Source organism: Pseudomonas moraviensis subsp. stanleyae, assembly GCF_036283065.1.
GTDB classification, from domain to species: Bacteria; Pseudomonadota; Gammaproteobacteria; order Pseudomonadales; family Pseudomonadaceae; genus Aquipseudomonas; species Aquipseudomonas stanleyae.
In genome coordinates, this window is record NZ_JAADJI010000010.1 from 60736 (window position 1) to 76900 (window position 16165).

The following is a 16165-nucleotide window of genomic DNA, read 5'->3' on the forward strand; positions in this document are numbered from 1 at the left end:
TCCCGGTGGGAGCGAGCCTGCTCGCGAAGGCGGTATACCAGCCTCTGACTAAATACGGCCCTCAGGCGCATACGGCGCCGGATCAATAATCGGCGCCCGGCCCAACATCACATCGGCAAACAACTGACACGATGCCGGCGCCAGCACCAGCCCGTTGCGGTAATGCCCGCAGTTCAGCCACAAACCCTCGAACCCAGGCACCCGGCCAATAAACGGAACGCCTTCCGGCGACCCCGGCCGCAGCCCGGCCCAATGCCCGACCACCTCGGCATTCGCCAACGCCGGCAACAGCTCGATCGCCGAGGCCTTGAGGCTTTCCAGCGCTATGTCGGTCGGGGTCTTGTCGTAGCCTTCGTGCTCCAGCGTGCTGCCGATCAGAATATGACCGTCGCGACGCGGGATCGCATAACGTCCCTTGGCCAGCACCATGCTCGGCAGAAAATCAGCCGCGCACTGGTAGAGAATCATCTGGCCCTTGACCGGCTCGACCGGCAGCGTCAGGTTCAGCGTCTTGAGCAGATCGCCGCTCCACGCTCCCGCCGTCAGCACAATCTGCTCGCCGCTGATCACCCCAGTTGAGGTCTGCACACCAACCACGTGCTCGCCTTGGCGGACGAAACCACTGACTTCACATTGCTCATGAATCGTCACGTTCGGCAGCGCCAGCAATGCCGCTTTCAGCGACTTGACCAGCCGTGGATTGCGCACGTTGGCGACATCGGCCATGTAGATCGCCCGGCTGAAACCGCTGCCGAGCACCGGCACCGCGTCATGCGCCGCCGAGATATCCACAGCCCGCAGCGGCCGGTTCTCGCGCTCGGCCCAGGCCAGCGCTTCGGCCTCATCGTCCAGATCCAGCCAATACAGGCCGGTGGTGTGCACTTCAGGATCGACCCCGGTGTCGGCAAACAAGCGCTCGCCGAGCTGTGGATAAAAATCCTGCGACCAATGCGCCAGCGCGGTGACTGCCGGACTGTAGCGCCACGGGTATAACGGCGAGACGATGCCGCCGCCAGCCCAGGACGACTCCTGGCCGACATTCGAGCGGTCCAGCAGCACTACGCTGCGCACTTCGGAGGCGAGATTGTAGGCAGTGAGCAGGCCAATCACCCCGCCACCGACAATCACCACTTGCTGTTGCCTGGTCATGTTTGATCCAACCGTAAAAAAGACAGTGGGCGCAAAAGGCGCCCGAAAGAGAGTGCGTCAGCGGCCCCAGCAATCCTTGGCGGTCACTCCGCTGGTCGCGTTGTTCATGCTTCGCACGCCGGTGTTGGTCAGGGTGAAATCCCCGCACTTGTCGCTGGCCATGGCCGAACCGGTCTTACGAATCGCGGTGAGCGCAAAGGTCTGGTCAGTCAGCGTCGGGGTGATGGTGTAGAAATCATTGCCCGTGCTCAGCCCGGTGACGCCGGTGTAGACATTGTTGCGGGTGTAGAAGCGTTCGAGGGTCTGCGCCTGCTCCGAGAGCAGCGAGACCACTTCGGCGCGACGGCCCTTCTTCACGTATTCGTTGTAGCTGGGAATGCTGATGGTGAGGATGATCCCGATAATCGCGATGACGATCATGATTTCGATCAGGGTAAAACCTCGGCTGGATCTGCGCATGCCTCAAACTCTCGCTTACTGGATTTGTCGCCACATGATACGACGGCTGCCGCCGCCACCTTTTTCCACAACGGTGGTGATGGCGCCACTGGTGTCGGTCAAGACCTTTCCCGTACCACCGGCTGAAATGACGTTAAGGGTCGGAATGCCACCGGTGAATACCACGCCACTTGATATCGTGTCAGTGCCATCGACCAAACGGTCACCGTTGGTGTCGATCACGGCGTAGTTGAGCATCTTACCGTTGAACGCATCCAGTTCGACCAACCTGCCCGTGCCAAAGCTCGAACAAGGGTCGGTGGTATCGACGCTGGCAGTGGTAAAAACAACTCGCCCCAACACCAGACTGGCCTGGTTGATCACGCGCTCGCCGGTCAGCACGTTGTTGTATACCAGCGGCAAATACCAGCCTTTTTCTCCCGGATACGTCGTTTCATTCTGGCTGGTGGTCAGGAATTGCCCGGAACTGCCGGAGAACGAACCGGTTATCGCCTGCGCCTGCAAACTGCTGACGGTGATTTGTCCGGCTCCACCTTCTGCATCCCAGATTGAATAGAACGCCTGCAGATCCTTGTTGGTCTTGTCGGCGGTTTCGTTGAACTTGCCGGTGCCAAAGAACACCTGCTTGCCGCCCTGTGGGTTATCCGCCAGCAGCGGTTGCGCGGTGATCGGCTGCGTTGCTCCGCCCGGGGCGGTGGCGGTGAACAAAGGCTTGCCGGCAAAGGCCACGCCCCAGTTTTCCGGCCCCGTTGCGCTCAAGTCGAATTTCCACATGCGTCCTTTCAAATCTCCACCGTAGGCCGCCTGTACCACGTTCGAAGAATTGACCCTGAGCTTCACCGATGACAAACCGTTGCCGGTTTCCGTGCTGTCGATGACGATTTTCCTGATCAGCGAACCATCCAGCGCATCCAGTACATACAAAGCTGCAACGCCTGAATGGCTGCCGTAACCATTAGCAATGAAAGTTGCCCAGCGACCATTGGCCAAGCGTGCCACTTCCGGACGCGCGTAGGCGTAACCGAGATCATTGAAAGCGTTCGCCGTGTTGGCCGTGGCCGGCGCACTGACTTCCCACAGTGCCTTGATCACGTTACCTGCCGAGGCATCGAACAGCTGCAGTCCATAGAAAGTTTGGCCACCGGCCCCCGTTCCGCCAATGGCCAGGGTTTTCCAGGTGGTGCCGGCCTGCGCATCGAACACGCCGACCTGACCATCCACCAGAAACTTGTGGCTGACGCCATTGACGTAGTTGGTGTCCGCAATCAGACGCAAGGAAGGCAGCACGCTGGAGGGCATGTAGGCATAACGGCGGGTGCCATTCGCCGAATTGATCACGTTGACGAAACCGTCGTTGGCGTTCACCACCAGGCTGGTATTCATGTTCGCAGCCTTGGTCGTCAGGTAGTTGGTGTAACTGCTGTCACCCGTCAGATCGGATGCGGTCTTGTCCGAAGGCGACGCGAGCACCAGCGGCGAATTGATGATGTCGCCGAGCAGTGCATTGCGCACTTTGAGCCCGGCCTTGTTGATGCCCTTGCTCCACTCCACCAGATCATTGCCGTTGATTCCGGTAGGCAATCCCTGATTCAGCGTAGTCTGCTGGGCCGGGGAAAAGTTGAGGAGTGCCAGGGCGATTGGCGTATTGCTCGCGGTGTTCCATGACTGGAAAGTCGGCGCTGTGGCAGAGGGCACGATAGTGGTGTCGGTCGTCCACTGCACAGCCGAGGTATTCACCGTGCCGGTCGAGGTGAAGCCGAACGACCTGATCGTGCCGCGCCAATCCTTGGGATCGTAGGTGGTCTGATAAAAACTGCTGCCACTGGTCAGGTTGCTGCTGCTGGCGACGCCGGCGCCACCGGAACCGGCCTTGGAAGTGATATCGCTCAATGCCGACGATAACGCCGCATTGAGCCCGGAGCTGTCGGTCGCCTGGTAATACCTGCCCTGCCCATAACTGGCGGCGTCGGACAACATGTCGTTGTCCGCAGCGAAACCGACGGTGTAGGTGTTCATGTTCTGCCGGGGAAAATCCACCGCGTTCCAGCTCTTGCCGGCGGCGTCGGTACCGGTCGAGCGCATGTCGATGTCGAAGGCAAATTTGGCAATGTCATCCAGATACAGGGTGTCGCCTTCGCCGTCACCGTTGATGTTATCGCCGTCATTATTCACGCCATCCCAGTTCGGCAACCGGCTGCCACCCAGTGGATCGTTGGTGGGGAAAGTACGATCGTAGGTTGGCAAGCCGTCAGTGATCACCACGCCGTAGTTTTTCTGGCAACGATATTGAATCGGGCTGGTATAGGTTGTCGGCGTGCCGTTGTAGTAAGGCGCCAGGCCACGCATGTAGCGAGTGACTTCGTAATAGCTCTCGGCCAATGGTGTATTGGCCACGGCGTTCAAGCCGTTGATCGATGAAATCAGCGCGTTGTAGTTAGTGTCTGCCTGGGCTTGGGTCACGCTGCCGGTCACCGGCGACAGATCGGTGATCGAGCGCGCGATGAAGCCGCCATTGCCCGGGTTGCTGCTGGTGGCCGGATTGAACGTCGACAGGCCCATGCGCAAGGTGCGGTTGCTGCTGACCAATGCGGTGGAAACGTTGCGCGCGACGTTCATCCGGTAATCGTTGGGAATCGCCCCGGTGGTGAAGTCGCGGGTGCCGGTGCTGATGGCCTGGCTGACTATGTAGGAAATGTAATCGGCGGAATAACGGGTGTTCTCGTTGCCTACCGGGTCGGGGAGCTTGAGGCACAACGGCGCCACACTGTTGTTGTAGAACGCATAGGCGCCTCCCGAGCACCCGGAGGTCGGCAGGCTCGATAGAAACACCGTGTCGCCGGTAATCTGCGGCGCATTGAGTGCAGAGCACAAGCCGAGGAAGGCATTGCACTGCCGGGCTGGAGTGCGATTGACGTTCGGGTCGAATCCGGCGGCGTAAATGATGCTGTTCATACTCCCCGAGTCGTCGATCAGCAGCATCACATTGGGCGCCACCGCTGCTGCGCTGAGCAGCGGCGAATCGGACGGCGTGAATGCCCAGGCCGGCGCCGCCAGATAGAAGCTCAGGAGCATGCCGACCAGCAGCGAGGCGCCGCGCTCAATACTTCGCATAGATGCTCTCCACCACGCTACGCGAATTGCCGGCGATGCCGACCGCAGTGACTCGATACAACGTCGCCGAAGTGTTACTCGGCACGTTCACCGCCGTTAGGGTCGTACCGATATTCTGCACGCCATAAAAGCCGTTACCGGCAGCGACCCAGGTCACCCCGGAAGCCGAATTGAAGCCGGCCGAATTGACCACCGACGACTCCGCCGGCGGCAGACATTGGGTCGTACCGCTGCACACCGCCAGCGAGTAGCTATCCAGTTGCACCGCGCTTTCGCCGATACGCAGCGCCGCTTCCGCAGCCTGAAACGATTGATTGCGCAGGCTTACGCTGCCCGCCATTTTCTCCTGCAGGTTGGCGCTCTGCATCGAGGACAAACCGATCAAGGTGAGCAACAGCAGAAACACCAGACTGACCAGCAAGACCATACCGCGCTGGGCCTGCCGTTGTTGCAAGGAAATCCTCATCGCCGCCCCCTCATGGCAAGCGGTTGCGCAATGCCGCAACCACATTGAAGGTTTGATTGCGCACCCGATTGTTCGGGTCGGTGAGGGTCAGGCTCAGGCGCACACTGCGAATGCGCGCGGGGTCGCTGGGGTTGCTGCTGTAGGTCGAGGCTGCGACATCGGTTGCGGAGCTGGCCAGACCGAAGGTGACGTTGAAAGCGCTGACGTTGTTCACTAGCACTTGCTGCGCCGGATTACCGCTGCCGGTGCCCATGAGTATCTGATTATTGCTGAAGCTGTAGATCAGACGGCGGATCGGGAAAGCGATCTGCCCCGTGGCCGGGCTGCGCAATCCGCTGTAGGCGATCGCGCTGTTGCGACAATCTGAAATCACCGTCCAGGTCGGCGTTCCCCCGCCGCTGCCGACATCGGCGGTGACCAGGGTCAACTTGAGATTGGCGTTGTCCCAGTTGATCGGGGTAAGTTGCGCGGCGTTGAAATCCCCTGCCGAACTGGAGTCGACGATGGTGCCGAGGCAGCCGAACATGCCGACCATGCGGATTTCCTGAATCATTTTGCTGAGGACGAAGCGCGCGTCTTCCTGCATCGCCGCGGCGCTGTTCTGACTGACGTAGGTGTTTTTCGCCGCGATGAAAATCTGCACCACACCGAGCACGACGATCAGCCCCAACGCCAAGGCGATCAGCAACTCGATCAAGCCGAAACCACGGTTGCAGCGCTTCATGGTGTGGCCACCGGATCGACCGCCGCCCGGCTGGTCAGTACGAAACTGCGCTGGGCACTGGCAGCGTTGGCCGCGCGCGCATCGCTCCAGGTGATCGTGATGGTGTAGACCCGCTGATTGAGGGTGATGCTGCCCGTCGCGGTCGGACCGCCGAAGTTGGCGATGTTGGTGGTGAAATCGTAGAGATCCTGATCCCGCGCATTACTGAGATTGCCCGAGGTCGGCGGTGTGACGGTGTAGTTGGCGCCGGAATTGGCGCGGATGCGATCCATCATGTCATAGGCGATGAAGCTGGCCTGACTGGTCATTCGCGAACTGTCGGTGTACTTCAGCGCGTTGAGCTGCACCGCCGCTGCGCCCAACAGGCCGACAGTGAGAATCAGCAACGCGACCAGCACTTCGATCAGCGTCATGCCCTCCTGTGCGTTTTTGCTCCCTGCCCTCATCCGCAATTTCCACCCAGTTGAATGCGTCCGTTCAAACACACGTTCAGCGTCCTGCTTTGCGTGCCCAGCGTGTAACCAATGACCACCGCGGTCGACGGTGACGCCAGACCGCCGAGATTGTTGAAATCCAGCGCAGTCACTCCTGAGGGTAGCGTCAGAGTCGCGCCGCTGCTCATCGCTGGAACAACCCGCAACACATTGGCCGGATTGCCAGTACTGTCGTAGACCGCCAGCTCGCCGGTCCAGACGCTGCCGCCCGCGGTCGGACGCAAACGCGTGGTCATGCCGCGATTGATCGCTTCGAGGCGAGCGAAATTGATCGCGCGCTGCAAGTCGCCGACTTCGGTATCTGCCTTGCTGCTCTGAATCGTACGGGTAAAGGCCGGCACCGCCAGCGTGATCAATACCAGGAATACCGCGATGGCGACCAGCAACTCGACCAGCGTGAAACCTTTTGTACGAAGATCCATCGGTGCCCTCCGTTGCCGTCGGCTATACCTGCTTCTACACGCTAGAACATTCGCTCGGCACATGCCGACTGATTTGCCCTGCGCGGTGCACGGATTGCGCTGCTCATACCATTCCACGGAGGGATTTTTCATGCCGCAACACGGTTTCAGCCTGATTGAACTGCTTATGGGACTGGCGATTGGCGCAATTGTTCTGCTGCTGGTCAGCCCGGCGTTCGCCGCGCTCAAGCAAGCCACTCAGCGCGATCACGCAGCGCAGTCGCTGATCGAAGGTATTCGCCACGCTCGCACCCTGGCTATGACCCACAATCAAAGCGTGGTGATCCATGGCATTGATGGTGACTGGAGTCAGGGATGGCGAATCATTCTGGATCTCAGCGGCAAGGGGCCGGAGGACAGCAGCAATCCGCTGCTTATTGAACGCGCCAGTGAGGCGAAGGTGCCGATTGTTGGCAACTGGTGGGTGAGCCGCTATGTGCGGTTCAGTCATCTGGGGCAACCGCTGATGCCGGGGCGGCGATTTCAGGCGGGGACAATACACATCTGCTCGCCGCGTGAACCGGTCAGCCAGCGGCAGATTGTGCTGGCGGCGACCGGTCGCGTGCGCCTGAACAGTCGGGAAACTGAACAGGCACTGTGCGACAGAAGCAGAAACGTCAGATCGAACGGACGCGCAGCTCTTTCGGCATCGAGAACGTGATGTTCTCTTCACGGCCGGCCAGTTCATCGGCACCGGTCGCGCCCCAGGCCTGCAATTGCTGAATCACGCCACGCACCAGTACTTCCGGTGCCGAGGCGCCAGCGGTAATGCCGATACGCTCGACGCCGTCGAACCAGCTCTGTTGCAGGTCCTCGGCACCGTCGATCAGGTAGGCCGGGGTTGCCATGCGTTCAGCCAGTTCACGCAGACGGTTGGAGTTGGAGCTGTTCGGGCTGCCGACCACCAGAACCACGTCGCACTCGTCGGCCAGTTGCTTGACGGCGTCCTGGCGGTTTTGTGTGGCGTAGCAGATGTCGTCCTTACGCGGACCACCAATGGCCGGGAAACGCGTGCGCAGGGCATCGATAACGCGGCTGGTGTCGTCCATCGACAAAGTCGTCTGGGTGACGAAGGCGAGTCTTTCCGGATCGCGCACCTGCAACTCGGCCACGTCCTTCTCGTCTTCGACGAGGTAGATCGCACCGCCATTGCTGGCATCGTACTGACCCATGGTGCCTTCGACTTCCGGGTGACCGGCGTGGCCGATCAGGATGCACTCGCGACCGTCGCGGCTGTATTTGGCCACCTCGATGTGCACCTTGGTCACCAGCGGGCAGGTTGCATCGAAAACTTTCAGGCCACGACCGGCGGCTTCGTTGCGCACGGCTTGCGAAACACCGTGGGCGCTGAAGATGACGATCACGTCATCGGGCACCTGATCGAGCTCTTCGACGAAAATCGCGCCACGGCTGCGCAGGTCCTCAACGACGAACTTGTTGTGCACCACTTCGTGACGCACATAGATCGGTGGCCCGAAGACTTCCAGGGCGCGGTTGACGATTTCGATCGCCCGGTCCACACCGGCGCAGAAGCCACGGGGGTTGGCGAGTTTGATTTGCATGCTGTGCCTCGTGTCTTGCGCGCGAAAACAATGGAAAACAGACTGTGGGAGCGAGCCTGCTCGCGAAGGGCCATCACTTGCAACATTTCTGTTGATTGACACACCGCTTTCGCGAGCAGGCTCGCTCCCACATTTGACCTTATACAGTCAGTTATAGCGCTTTGACGGAAATGATTTCCACGTCAAAGGTCAGCGTCTTGCCGGCCAGAGGGTGGTTGAAGTCGACGGTCACTTGCGTGTCGTCGAATTCCTTCACCACACCTGGCAATTCAGTATTGGCCGCATCGTTGAAGATCACCAGCAGGCCCGGTGACAACTCCATGTCGGTGAACTGCGAACGCGGGATGGTCTGCACGTTCTGCGGGTTCGGCTGACCGAAAGCGTTTTCCGGCTCGACAGTCAGGGTGCGCTTGTCGCCGGCCTTGAAGCCGAACAGTGCGGCTTCGAAACCCGGCAGCAGGTTGCCGTCGCCGACCTTGAAGGTGGCCGGGGCCTTGTCGAACGTACTGTCGACGGTATCACCGTTTTCCAGGCGCAGGGCAAAGTGCAGCGTGACTTCGGTGTTCTGGCCGATGCGTTGCTCAGTCGATAGCGGTTCAGTCATGAGCGGCCTCTTCGGTTTTCTTCGATTTGAACATGTCCAGCGCCAGCATGATCGCGCCGACAGTGATCGCGCTGTCGGCAATGTTGAACGCCGGGAAATACCAGCGGTTCTGCCAGTGCACCAGGATGAAGTCGATCACATGGCCCAGGGCAACGCGGTCATACAGGTTGCCCAGCGCGCCACCCAGCACCAACGCCAGGGCGACGGCCAGCCAAGTGTCGTTGCGCCCCAGACGCTTGAGCCAGACCACCAGCACGGCACTGACGACAATGGCGATCAGCGCAAATAGCCAGCGCTGCCAGCCGGAGCTGTCCGCGAGGAAGCTGAAGGCGGCGCCGGTGTTGTAAGCCAGGGTCCAGCTGAACAGATCGGGAATGATCACGATCTGCTGGAACATTTCGAGCTTGCTTTCGAAGTAGAACTTGCTGGCCTGGTCAATGACCAGGACCAGCAGGCTCAACCACAGCCAGCTCAGCCGTCCGAAACGGCCAACGGCATCAGGCATAGTGACGAACCTCGCCAGCGCCGCTGATGTTGTCGACGCAACGACCGCAGATTTCCGGATGCTCCGGGTTCACGCCGACGTCTTCGCGGCAATGCCAGCAACGCGCGCACTTCGGGAACGCCGATTTGACGATCTTCAGTTTCAGACCGCTGACTTCGGTGGCCACTGCATCGGCCGGAGCCTGAACGAATGGCGCGACGCTGGCAGTCGAGGTGATCAGGACAAAGCGCAGCTCGTTGCTCAGCTTGGCCAGGTCGGCGCTCAGCGCCTCTTCGGCAAACAGCGTCACTTCGGCCTGCAGGTTGCCACCGACGGCTTTCGCCGCACGCTGGATTTCCATCTCTTTGTTGACCGCGACTTTCACTTCCATGATGCGATCCCAGTACGCGCGACCCAGCTCGAAGCCTTCCGGCAGCTCGGTCAGGCCTTCGTACCAGGTGTTGAGCATGACGGATTCGTTACGCTCGCCTGGCAGGTATTGCCACAGCTCATCGGCAGTGAAGGCGAGGATTGGCGCGATCCAGCGCACCAGCGCTTCGGAGATGTGGAACAGCGCGGTCTGGCACGAGCGCCGTGCCTTGCTGTCGGCGCCGGTGGTGTACTGGCGGTCCTTGATGATGTCGAGGTAGAAACCACCGAGCTCCTGCACGCAGAAGTTGTGGATCTTCGAGTACACGTTCCAGAAACGGTATTCACCGTAGTGCTCTTGCAACTCGCGTTGCAGCAGCAGCGTGCGATCCACCGCCCAGCGATCCAGCGCCAGCATGTCTTCGGCCGGCAGCAGGTCGGTGGCCGGGTTGAAACCGGTCAGGTTGGAAAGCAGGAAGCGCGCGGTGTTACGGATACGACGGTAGGCGTCGGCACTGCGCTGCAGAATCTGCTCGGACACCGCCATTTCGCCGGAATAGTCGGTCGAAGCGACCCACAGACGCATGATGTCGGCGCCCAAGGTGTCGTTGACCTTCTGCGGCGCGATCACGTTGCCCAGCGATTTGGACATCTTGCGCCCGGACTCATCGACGGTGAAGCCGTGAGTCAGCAGCTCGCGGTACGGCGCATGGTTGTCGATGGCGCAACCGGTCAGCAGGGACGAGTGGAACCAGCCACGGTGCTGGTCGGAACCTTCCAGGTACAGGTCGGCACGCGGGCCGCTCTCGTGGCCCATCGGGTGCGAACCGCGCAGGACGTGCCAGTGCGTGGTGCCCGAGTCGAACCAGACGTCGAGGGTGTCGCTGATCTTGTCGTACTGCGGTGCTTCGTCACCGAGCAGTTCGGCGGCGTCGAGTTTGAACCAGGCTTCGATGCCTTCGACTTCAACGCGTTTGGCGACTTCTTCCATCAGCTCGACGGTACGCGGGTGCAGCTCGCCGCTTTCCTTGTTGAGGAAGAACGGGATCGGTACGCCCCAGTTGCGCTGACGCGAGATGCACCAGTCCGGACGGTTGGCGATCATCGAGTGCAGGCGCGCCTGGCCCCAGGCCGGAACGAACTTGGTGTCCTCAATGGCCTTGAGCGAGCGCACGCGCAGGGTGTCGCCGCTGGTTGGCTCCTTGTCCATGCCGATGAACCATTGCGCGGTGGCGCGGTAGATCAGCGGGGTCTTGTGGCGCCAGCAGTGCATGTAGCTGTGTTCGATGACGGTGGTGTGCATCAGCGCACCGACTTCGGTCAGCTTTTCAACGATGGCCGGGTTGGCTTTCCAGATGAACTGGCCGCCGAAGAATTCCAGCGACGGCACGTACACGCCGTTGCTCTGCACAGGGTTGAGGATGTCATCGTTGACCATGCCGTATTTCTTGCAGGTCACGAAGTCGTCCACGCCATAGGCCGGGGCGGAGTGAACCACGCCGGTGCCAGCGCCCAATTCAACGTAATCAGCCAGGTACACCGGCGACAGACGATCGTAGAACGGATGACGGAAATTGATCAGCTCCAGCTCTTTACCGGTGGTGGTGGCGATCACCGAACCTTCCACGCCATAGCGCGCCAGGCAGGCTTCGACCAGCTCTTCAGCCAGCACCAGCAGCTTGTCGCCGATATCGACCAGGGCGTAGTTGAATTCCGGGTGCACATTCAGCGCCTGGTTGGCCGGGATGGTCCACGGGGTGGTGGTCCAGATCACGATCGCAGCAGGTTTGCTCAGCGACGCCAGACCGAAGGCCTCAGCCAGTTTGGCTTCGTCGGCGATCGGGAACGCCACGTCGATGGTCGAGGACTTCTTGTTCTCGTACTCGACTTCCGCTTCAGCCAGAGCCGAACCGCAGTCGAAGCACCAGTTCACCGGCTTCAGGCCCTTGAACACGAAACCGCCCTTGACGATTTCGGCGAGGGCGCGGATTTCACCGGCCTCGTTCGTGAAGTTCATGGTCTTGTATGGGTTGGCGAAGTCGCCCAGCACGCCGAGACGGATGAACTCGGACTTCTGCCCTTCGATCTGCTCGGTGGCGTAGGCACGGCACAGCTCGCGGGTTTTATCCGCGCCGAGGTTCTTGCCGTGGGTCACTTCAACCTTGTGCTCGATCGGCAGGCCGTGGCAGTCCCAGCCCGGGACATACGGCGCGTCGAAACCCGACAGGGTTTTCGAGCGGATGATCATGTCCTTGAGAATCTTGTTCAGTGCGTGACCGATGTGGATCGTGCCGTTGGCGTACGGAGGGCCGTCGTGCAGGACGAACTTCGGACGATCCTTGCCAATCTCGCGCAACTTTCCGTACAGGCCAATACTGTCCCAGCGCTGCAGGATCTGCGGTTCGCGCTGTGGCAGGCCGGCCTTCATTGGGAAGGCGGTGTCCGGAAGGTTTAGCGTGGCTTTATAGTCGGTCATTTAAGGCTCTTCATTAGCGATGGGCGCTAGGTGCGGCTAGTGCACGGGCGGTGGCGACATCCGCATTGATCGCCGTTTTCAATGCCTCCAGAGAGGCGAAGCGCTGCTCTTCACGCAGCTTTTGGTGGAAAACCACCGTCAAGCGCCGGTCATACAGATCGCCGGCAAAATCTAACAGATGGACCTCGAGGTGGGCTTTGCCATCCCCTTGCACCGTGGGGCGCACGCCGATATTGGCGACGCCGGGCCAGGTCTTGCCTTCGATGTCGACGCTCACCAGATAGACCCCGGTGAACGGTACACGACGACGCTTGAGTTGAATGTTGGCAGTGGGCGTGCCCAGCTGCCGGGCCAGTTTCTGGCCATGCAGCACGCGACCGGCGATGCGGTACGGACGGCCGAGCAAGCGTTCGGCCAGGGCAAAATCGGCTGCGGCCAAGGCGTTGCGCACTTGCGTGCTGCTGACGCGAATGCCGTCCAGCTCGACGGTTTGCGCGGCTTCGACGGTGAACCCGTGAACCTGCCCGGCCTGCATGAGGAAATCGAAATCGCCGAGGCGGTCGCAGCCGAAGCGGAAGTCGTCACCGACCTCCAGATGCTGCACGCCGAGGCCATCGACCAGAATGGTATCGACAAATTCGCTGGCGCTGAGCTTGCTCAGGCGCTGGTTGAAGGCCAGGCATAAAACCCGGTCGACGCCTTCGGCGGCCAGCAATTGCAGCTTGTCACGCAACCGCGCCAGACGCGCCGGAGCGGTGTCGGGAGCAAAGAACTCCCGTGGCTGCGGCTCGAAAATCACCACGCAGCTGGGTACGCCCAACTCGAGCGCACGCTCACGCAGTCGGGCCAGGATAGCCTGGTGACCACGGTGAACACCGTCAAAGTTGCCAATAGTGGCGACGCAGCCCCGATGCTGGGGGCGCAAGTTGTGGAGGCCTCGAACCAGCTGCATAACGCGCTTCTTGCTCATAAAGTGGTCGATTATAACCACACCCGACGGCCGACGACAGGCAACACCGTAACGCAAAGTGAACGAGCCGACAAAACCGCCGGCCCGTGCCTGTCGATAAAGGCTGAAACCTTAGCTCAAGGCCTTGCGATTGAAGTCGCGCAGACGGAAACCCAGCAGCAGCAACATACCGAAATACGCCACCACGCCAGCAACCACCAGCGCGCCCAGACGCAAGAAGCGCTCAAGCATATGGCCCTCATCCCAGGCGGGCATGAAATGCATGCCGGCCAGCAACACCGCCGACATCACCGTCACTGCAACGACCAGCTTGAAGCCGAATTTGCCCCAGCCCGGCTGCGGTTGATACATCTTCTGCTTGCGCAGTTGATAGAACAGCAGCCCGGCGTTGAGGCAGGCACCGGCACTGATCGCCAGGGCAAGGCCGGCATGGGCCAGCGGACCGATCAACACCAGGTTGAACAACTGGGTGCAGACCAAGGTGAAGATTGCGATTTTCACCGGCGTGCGAATGTTCTGTTGCGCATAAAAGCCCGGCGCCAGCACCTTGATCACGATAATCCCGAGCAGGCCGACCGAATAGGCGATCAGCGCACGCTGGGTCATCTCGGCATCGAAGCCACTGAACTGGCCGTACTGGAACAGCGAAACGGTCAGCGGTTCGGCAAGAATCCCCAGCGCCAGCGCGCACGGCAGCACCAGCACAAAGCACAGGCGCAGCCCCCAGTCGAGGATTCGCGAATACTCGTGGCGATCCTTGCTGGCGTAGGTCTTGGCCAGCGTTGGCAGCAGAATCGTCCCGAGCGCCACACCCAACACGCCCGAAGGCAATTCCATCAAGCGATCGGCGTAGTACATCCACGACACTGAACCGGCGACCAGAAACGAGGCGAAGATGGTGTTGATGATCAGCGAGATCTGGCTGACAGACACACCGAGAATCGCCGGCAGCATCTGCTTCATTACCCGCCATACGCCGCTGTCGCGCAGATTCAGGCGCGGCAGCACGAGCATGCCGATCTTTTTCAGGTGCGGCAGCTGATACAACAGTTGCGCCAGACCGCCGACCAGCACCGCCCAGCCGAGGGCCATGACCGGCGGATCGAAGTACGGCGTCAGGAACAGCGAAAACACGATCATGCTGACGTTGAGCAGGGTCGGCACGAAGGCTGGCACCGAGAAACGGTTCCAGGTATTCAGGATCGCCCCGGCCAGCGATGACAGCGAGATCAGCAATATATAAGGAAAGGTCACCCGCAACAGGTCGGAGGTGAGCTGGAATTTCTCCGGGGTATCGGTAAAGCCGGGGGCCGTGGCCCAGATCACCCAGGGCGCGGCGATCATGCCCAGCGCCGTCACTACCGCCAACACCAGCGTCAACAGCCCCGACACATAGGCAATAAAGGTGCGCGTCGCCTCTTCGCCCTGCTGGCTTTTATATTCGGCAAGGATCGGCACGAACGCTTGGGAAAAAGCCCCTTCGGCAAAAATCCGCCGGAGCAGGTTGGGCAGCTTGAAAGCAATAAAGAAGGCATCCGTGGCCATCCCGGCGCCGAATGTCCGCGCAATCAGCGTGTCACGAACAAAACCCAGAATCCGGGAAAGCATCGTGATAGAGCTGACGGCGGCCAACGATTTGAGCAGATTCATTGAGAGAGTTTGTGCCTGTCGATAAACAGCAGGCGAACAATGCGCCTACTTGTGCGATACTCCGCGCCGCAACAGCACAGAGCCAAAGCTCGCGAGTTTACAGGTCAAGCGCCGGAAATAAATATCCCGCCTCTTTATACCTACCACTTAGCGGAACGATTCAAGTGCCCTTGACAAGACAAGTCTTCATCGGCATGATTCGCGGCCTATTTTGTTTGCTATTTCCTAAAAAGTCTTTCGAGGAGCTCGACGGTGGCCAACTCACCTTCCGCCAAAAAACGTGCAAAACAGGCTGAGAAGCGTCGCAGCCACAACGCCAGCCTGCGTTCCATGGTTCGTACCTACATCAAGAATGTAGTTAAGGCCATCGACGCAAAAGACGCTGAAAAAGCTCAAGCTGCATACGTTCTGGCTGTGCCAGTTATCGACCGTATGGCCGATAAAGGCATCATCCACAAGAACAAGGCTGCTCGTCATAAGAGCCGTCTGAATGGCCACGTCAAAGCGCTGAAAGAAGCCGCTTAATCGACGTAGTCATTAAAAAACCGACCTCAGGGTCGGTTTTTTATTGCCTGAGATTTAACAAGCTACAGGCAAAAAAATGTGGGAGCGAGCCTGCTCGCGAATGCGGTCTGTCAGTTGATATTGCTATCGACCGACACGACCTCTTCGCGAGCAGGCTCGCTCCCACAGTTCGGATTGATGGCGCTTATTGCTGGACCGGCACCCACGGCAGAATCGGGATGGCAGTGACCGCATTCTGCGGACTGCCTTCGATCAGGCGATCGCTGTAGACCAGGTACACCAGCGTGTTGCGCTTCTTGTCGAGGAAACGCACGACCTGCATGGTCTTGAACACCAGCGAGGTACGTTCCTTGAATACCTCGTCGCCATCCTTCAGCTCGCCCTTGAACTTGATCGGCCCGACCTGACGACAAGCGATCGATGCCTCGGCGCGATCCTCTGCCAGACCGAGACCACCCTTTACCCCGCCGGTCTTGGCGCGCGACAGGTAGCAGGTCACGCCTTCAACCTTCGGATCGTCGAACGCCTCGACCACGATCCGGTCATTCGGCCCGACAAATTTGAACACCGTCGACACCTGACCGATCTCCTCGGCCGAGGCCAGCAATGGCACGGCCATCAGCAGACCCAACAATCCCTTCGCTACACGCATCGAATTTTC

General features: G+C 60.1%; 16 protein-coding genes. 2 read left to right on the forward strand and 14 right to left on the reverse strand.

Annotated elements, in window-relative coordinates:
* Window positions 1–48: 48 nt before the first annotated feature.
* From thiO to GXB78_RS18845, 7 genes are read right to left on the reverse strand one after another with little or no spacing between them, the layout of a single operon-like run.
* Entirely contained in the window at window positions 49–1149 is a 1101-nt protein-coding gene (thiO, locus tag GXB78_RS18815; RefSeq protein ID WP_329516548.1) for a glycine oxidase ThiO, read from the reverse strand.
* Window positions 1150–1206: 57 nt separating this feature from the next.
* A complete protein-coding gene (locus GXB78_RS18820; protein WP_329516549.1) occupies window positions 1207–1608 on the reverse strand; it encodes a type IV pilin protein in 402 nt (133 codons plus the stop codon).
* Window positions 1609–1623: 15 nt separating this feature from the next.
* A complete protein-coding gene (locus tag GXB78_RS18825; protein ID WP_329516550.1) occupies window positions 1624–4719 on the reverse strand; it encodes a pilus assembly protein in 3096 nt (1031 codons plus the stop codon).
* Window positions 4706–5185, reverse strand: coding sequence for a pilus assembly PilX family protein (locus GXB78_RS18830; protein ID WP_329516551.1), 480 nt, complete (start codon window positions 5183–5185; stop codon window positions 4706–4708). The genes GXB78_RS18825 and GXB78_RS18830 overlap by 14 nt, the downstream gene beginning before the upstream one ends.
* A gap of 10 nt (window positions 5186–5195) precedes the next feature.
* Window positions 5196–5909 carry a PilW family protein gene (locus tag GXB78_RS18835; RefSeq protein ID WP_329516552.1) on the reverse strand — a complete coding sequence of 238 codons (714 nt, stop codon included), beginning with the start codon at window positions 5907–5909 and terminating at the stop codon, window positions 5196–5198.
* A complete protein-coding gene (gene pilV / locus GXB78_RS18840) occupies window positions 5906–6355 on the reverse strand; it encodes a type IV pilus modification protein PilV (RefSeq protein WP_016773132.1) in 450 nt (149 codons plus the stop codon). The genes GXB78_RS18835 and pilV overlap by 4 nt, the downstream gene beginning before the upstream one ends.
* Window positions 6352–6825, reverse strand: coding sequence for a GspH/FimT family pseudopilin (locus GXB78_RS18845; protein WP_329516553.1), 474 nt, complete (start codon window positions 6823–6825; stop codon window positions 6352–6354). Before GXB78_RS18845 ends, pilV begins: the two co-directional genes overlap by 4 nt.
* Before the next feature lie 130 nt (window positions 6826–6955).
* On the opposite strand from GXB78_RS18845, the gene GXB78_RS18850 reads away from it, so the two are divergent.
* On the forward strand, window positions 6956–7525 hold the full coding sequence (locus tag GXB78_RS18850) for a GspH/FimT family pseudopilin (protein ID WP_329516694.1): 570 nt from the start codon (window positions 6956–6958) through the stop codon (window positions 7523–7525).
* On the opposite strand, the gene ispH is transcribed toward GXB78_RS18850, so the two are convergent.
* From ispH to murJ, 6 genes are all read right to left on the reverse strand, one after another.
* Window positions 7482–8426: a 4-hydroxy-3-methylbut-2-enyl diphosphate reductase gene (gene ispH / locus GXB78_RS18855; protein ID WP_137215615.1), complete on the reverse strand. Its 945-nt coding sequence runs from the start codon at window positions 8424–8426 to the stop codon at window positions 7482–7484. The genes GXB78_RS18850 and ispH overlap by 44 nt on opposite strands.
* A gap of 151 nt (window positions 8427–8577) precedes the next feature.
* Window positions 8578–9030: an FKBP-type peptidyl-prolyl cis-trans isomerase gene (gene fkpB / locus GXB78_RS18860; protein ID WP_064364108.1), complete on the reverse strand. Its 453-nt coding sequence runs from the start codon at window positions 9028–9030 to the stop codon at window positions 8578–8580.
* On the reverse strand, window positions 9023–9535 hold the full coding sequence (gene lspA, locus GXB78_RS18865; RefSeq protein WP_137215616.1) for a signal peptidase II: 513 nt from the start codon (window positions 9533–9535) through the stop codon (window positions 9023–9025). Before lspA ends, fkpB begins: the two co-directional genes overlap by 8 nt.
* Window positions 9528–12359: an isoleucine--tRNA ligase gene (gene ileS / locus GXB78_RS18870; RefSeq protein ID WP_329516554.1), complete on the reverse strand. Its 2832-nt coding sequence runs from the start codon at window positions 12357–12359 to the stop codon at window positions 9528–9530. Before ileS ends, lspA begins: the two co-directional genes overlap by 8 nt.
* 13 nt (window positions 12360–12372) lie before the next feature.
* Window positions 12373–13311 (reverse strand): bifunctional riboflavin kinase/FAD synthetase, encoded by a 939-nt coding sequence (ribF, locus tag GXB78_RS18875; protein WP_329516555.1) that lies wholly within the window; start codon window positions 13309–13311, stop codon window positions 12373–12375.
* A gap of 129 nt (window positions 13312–13440) precedes the next feature.
* On the reverse strand, window positions 13441–14979 hold the full coding sequence (gene murJ, locus GXB78_RS18880; protein ID WP_329516556.1) for a murein biosynthesis integral membrane protein MurJ: 1539 nt from the start codon (window positions 14977–14979) through the stop codon (window positions 13441–13443).
* Between the two features lie 252 nt (window positions 14980–15231).
* Between murJ and rpsT the strand changes: the two genes are divergently transcribed.
* Window positions 15232–15504 carry a 30S ribosomal protein S20 gene (rpsT, locus tag GXB78_RS18885; protein WP_003228351.1) on the forward strand — a complete coding sequence of 91 codons (273 nt, stop codon included), beginning with the start codon at window positions 15232–15234 and terminating at the stop codon, window positions 15502–15504.
* A 184-nt stretch (window positions 15505–15688) separates the two neighbouring features.
* Here the strand turns inward: rpsT and GXB78_RS18890 are convergent, their stop codons facing one another.
* Window positions 15689–16156, reverse strand: coding sequence for a CreA family protein (locus tag GXB78_RS18890; RefSeq protein ID WP_329516557.1), 468 nt, complete (start codon window positions 16154–16156; stop codon window positions 15689–15691).
* Window positions 16157–16165: the final 9 nt, after the last annotated feature.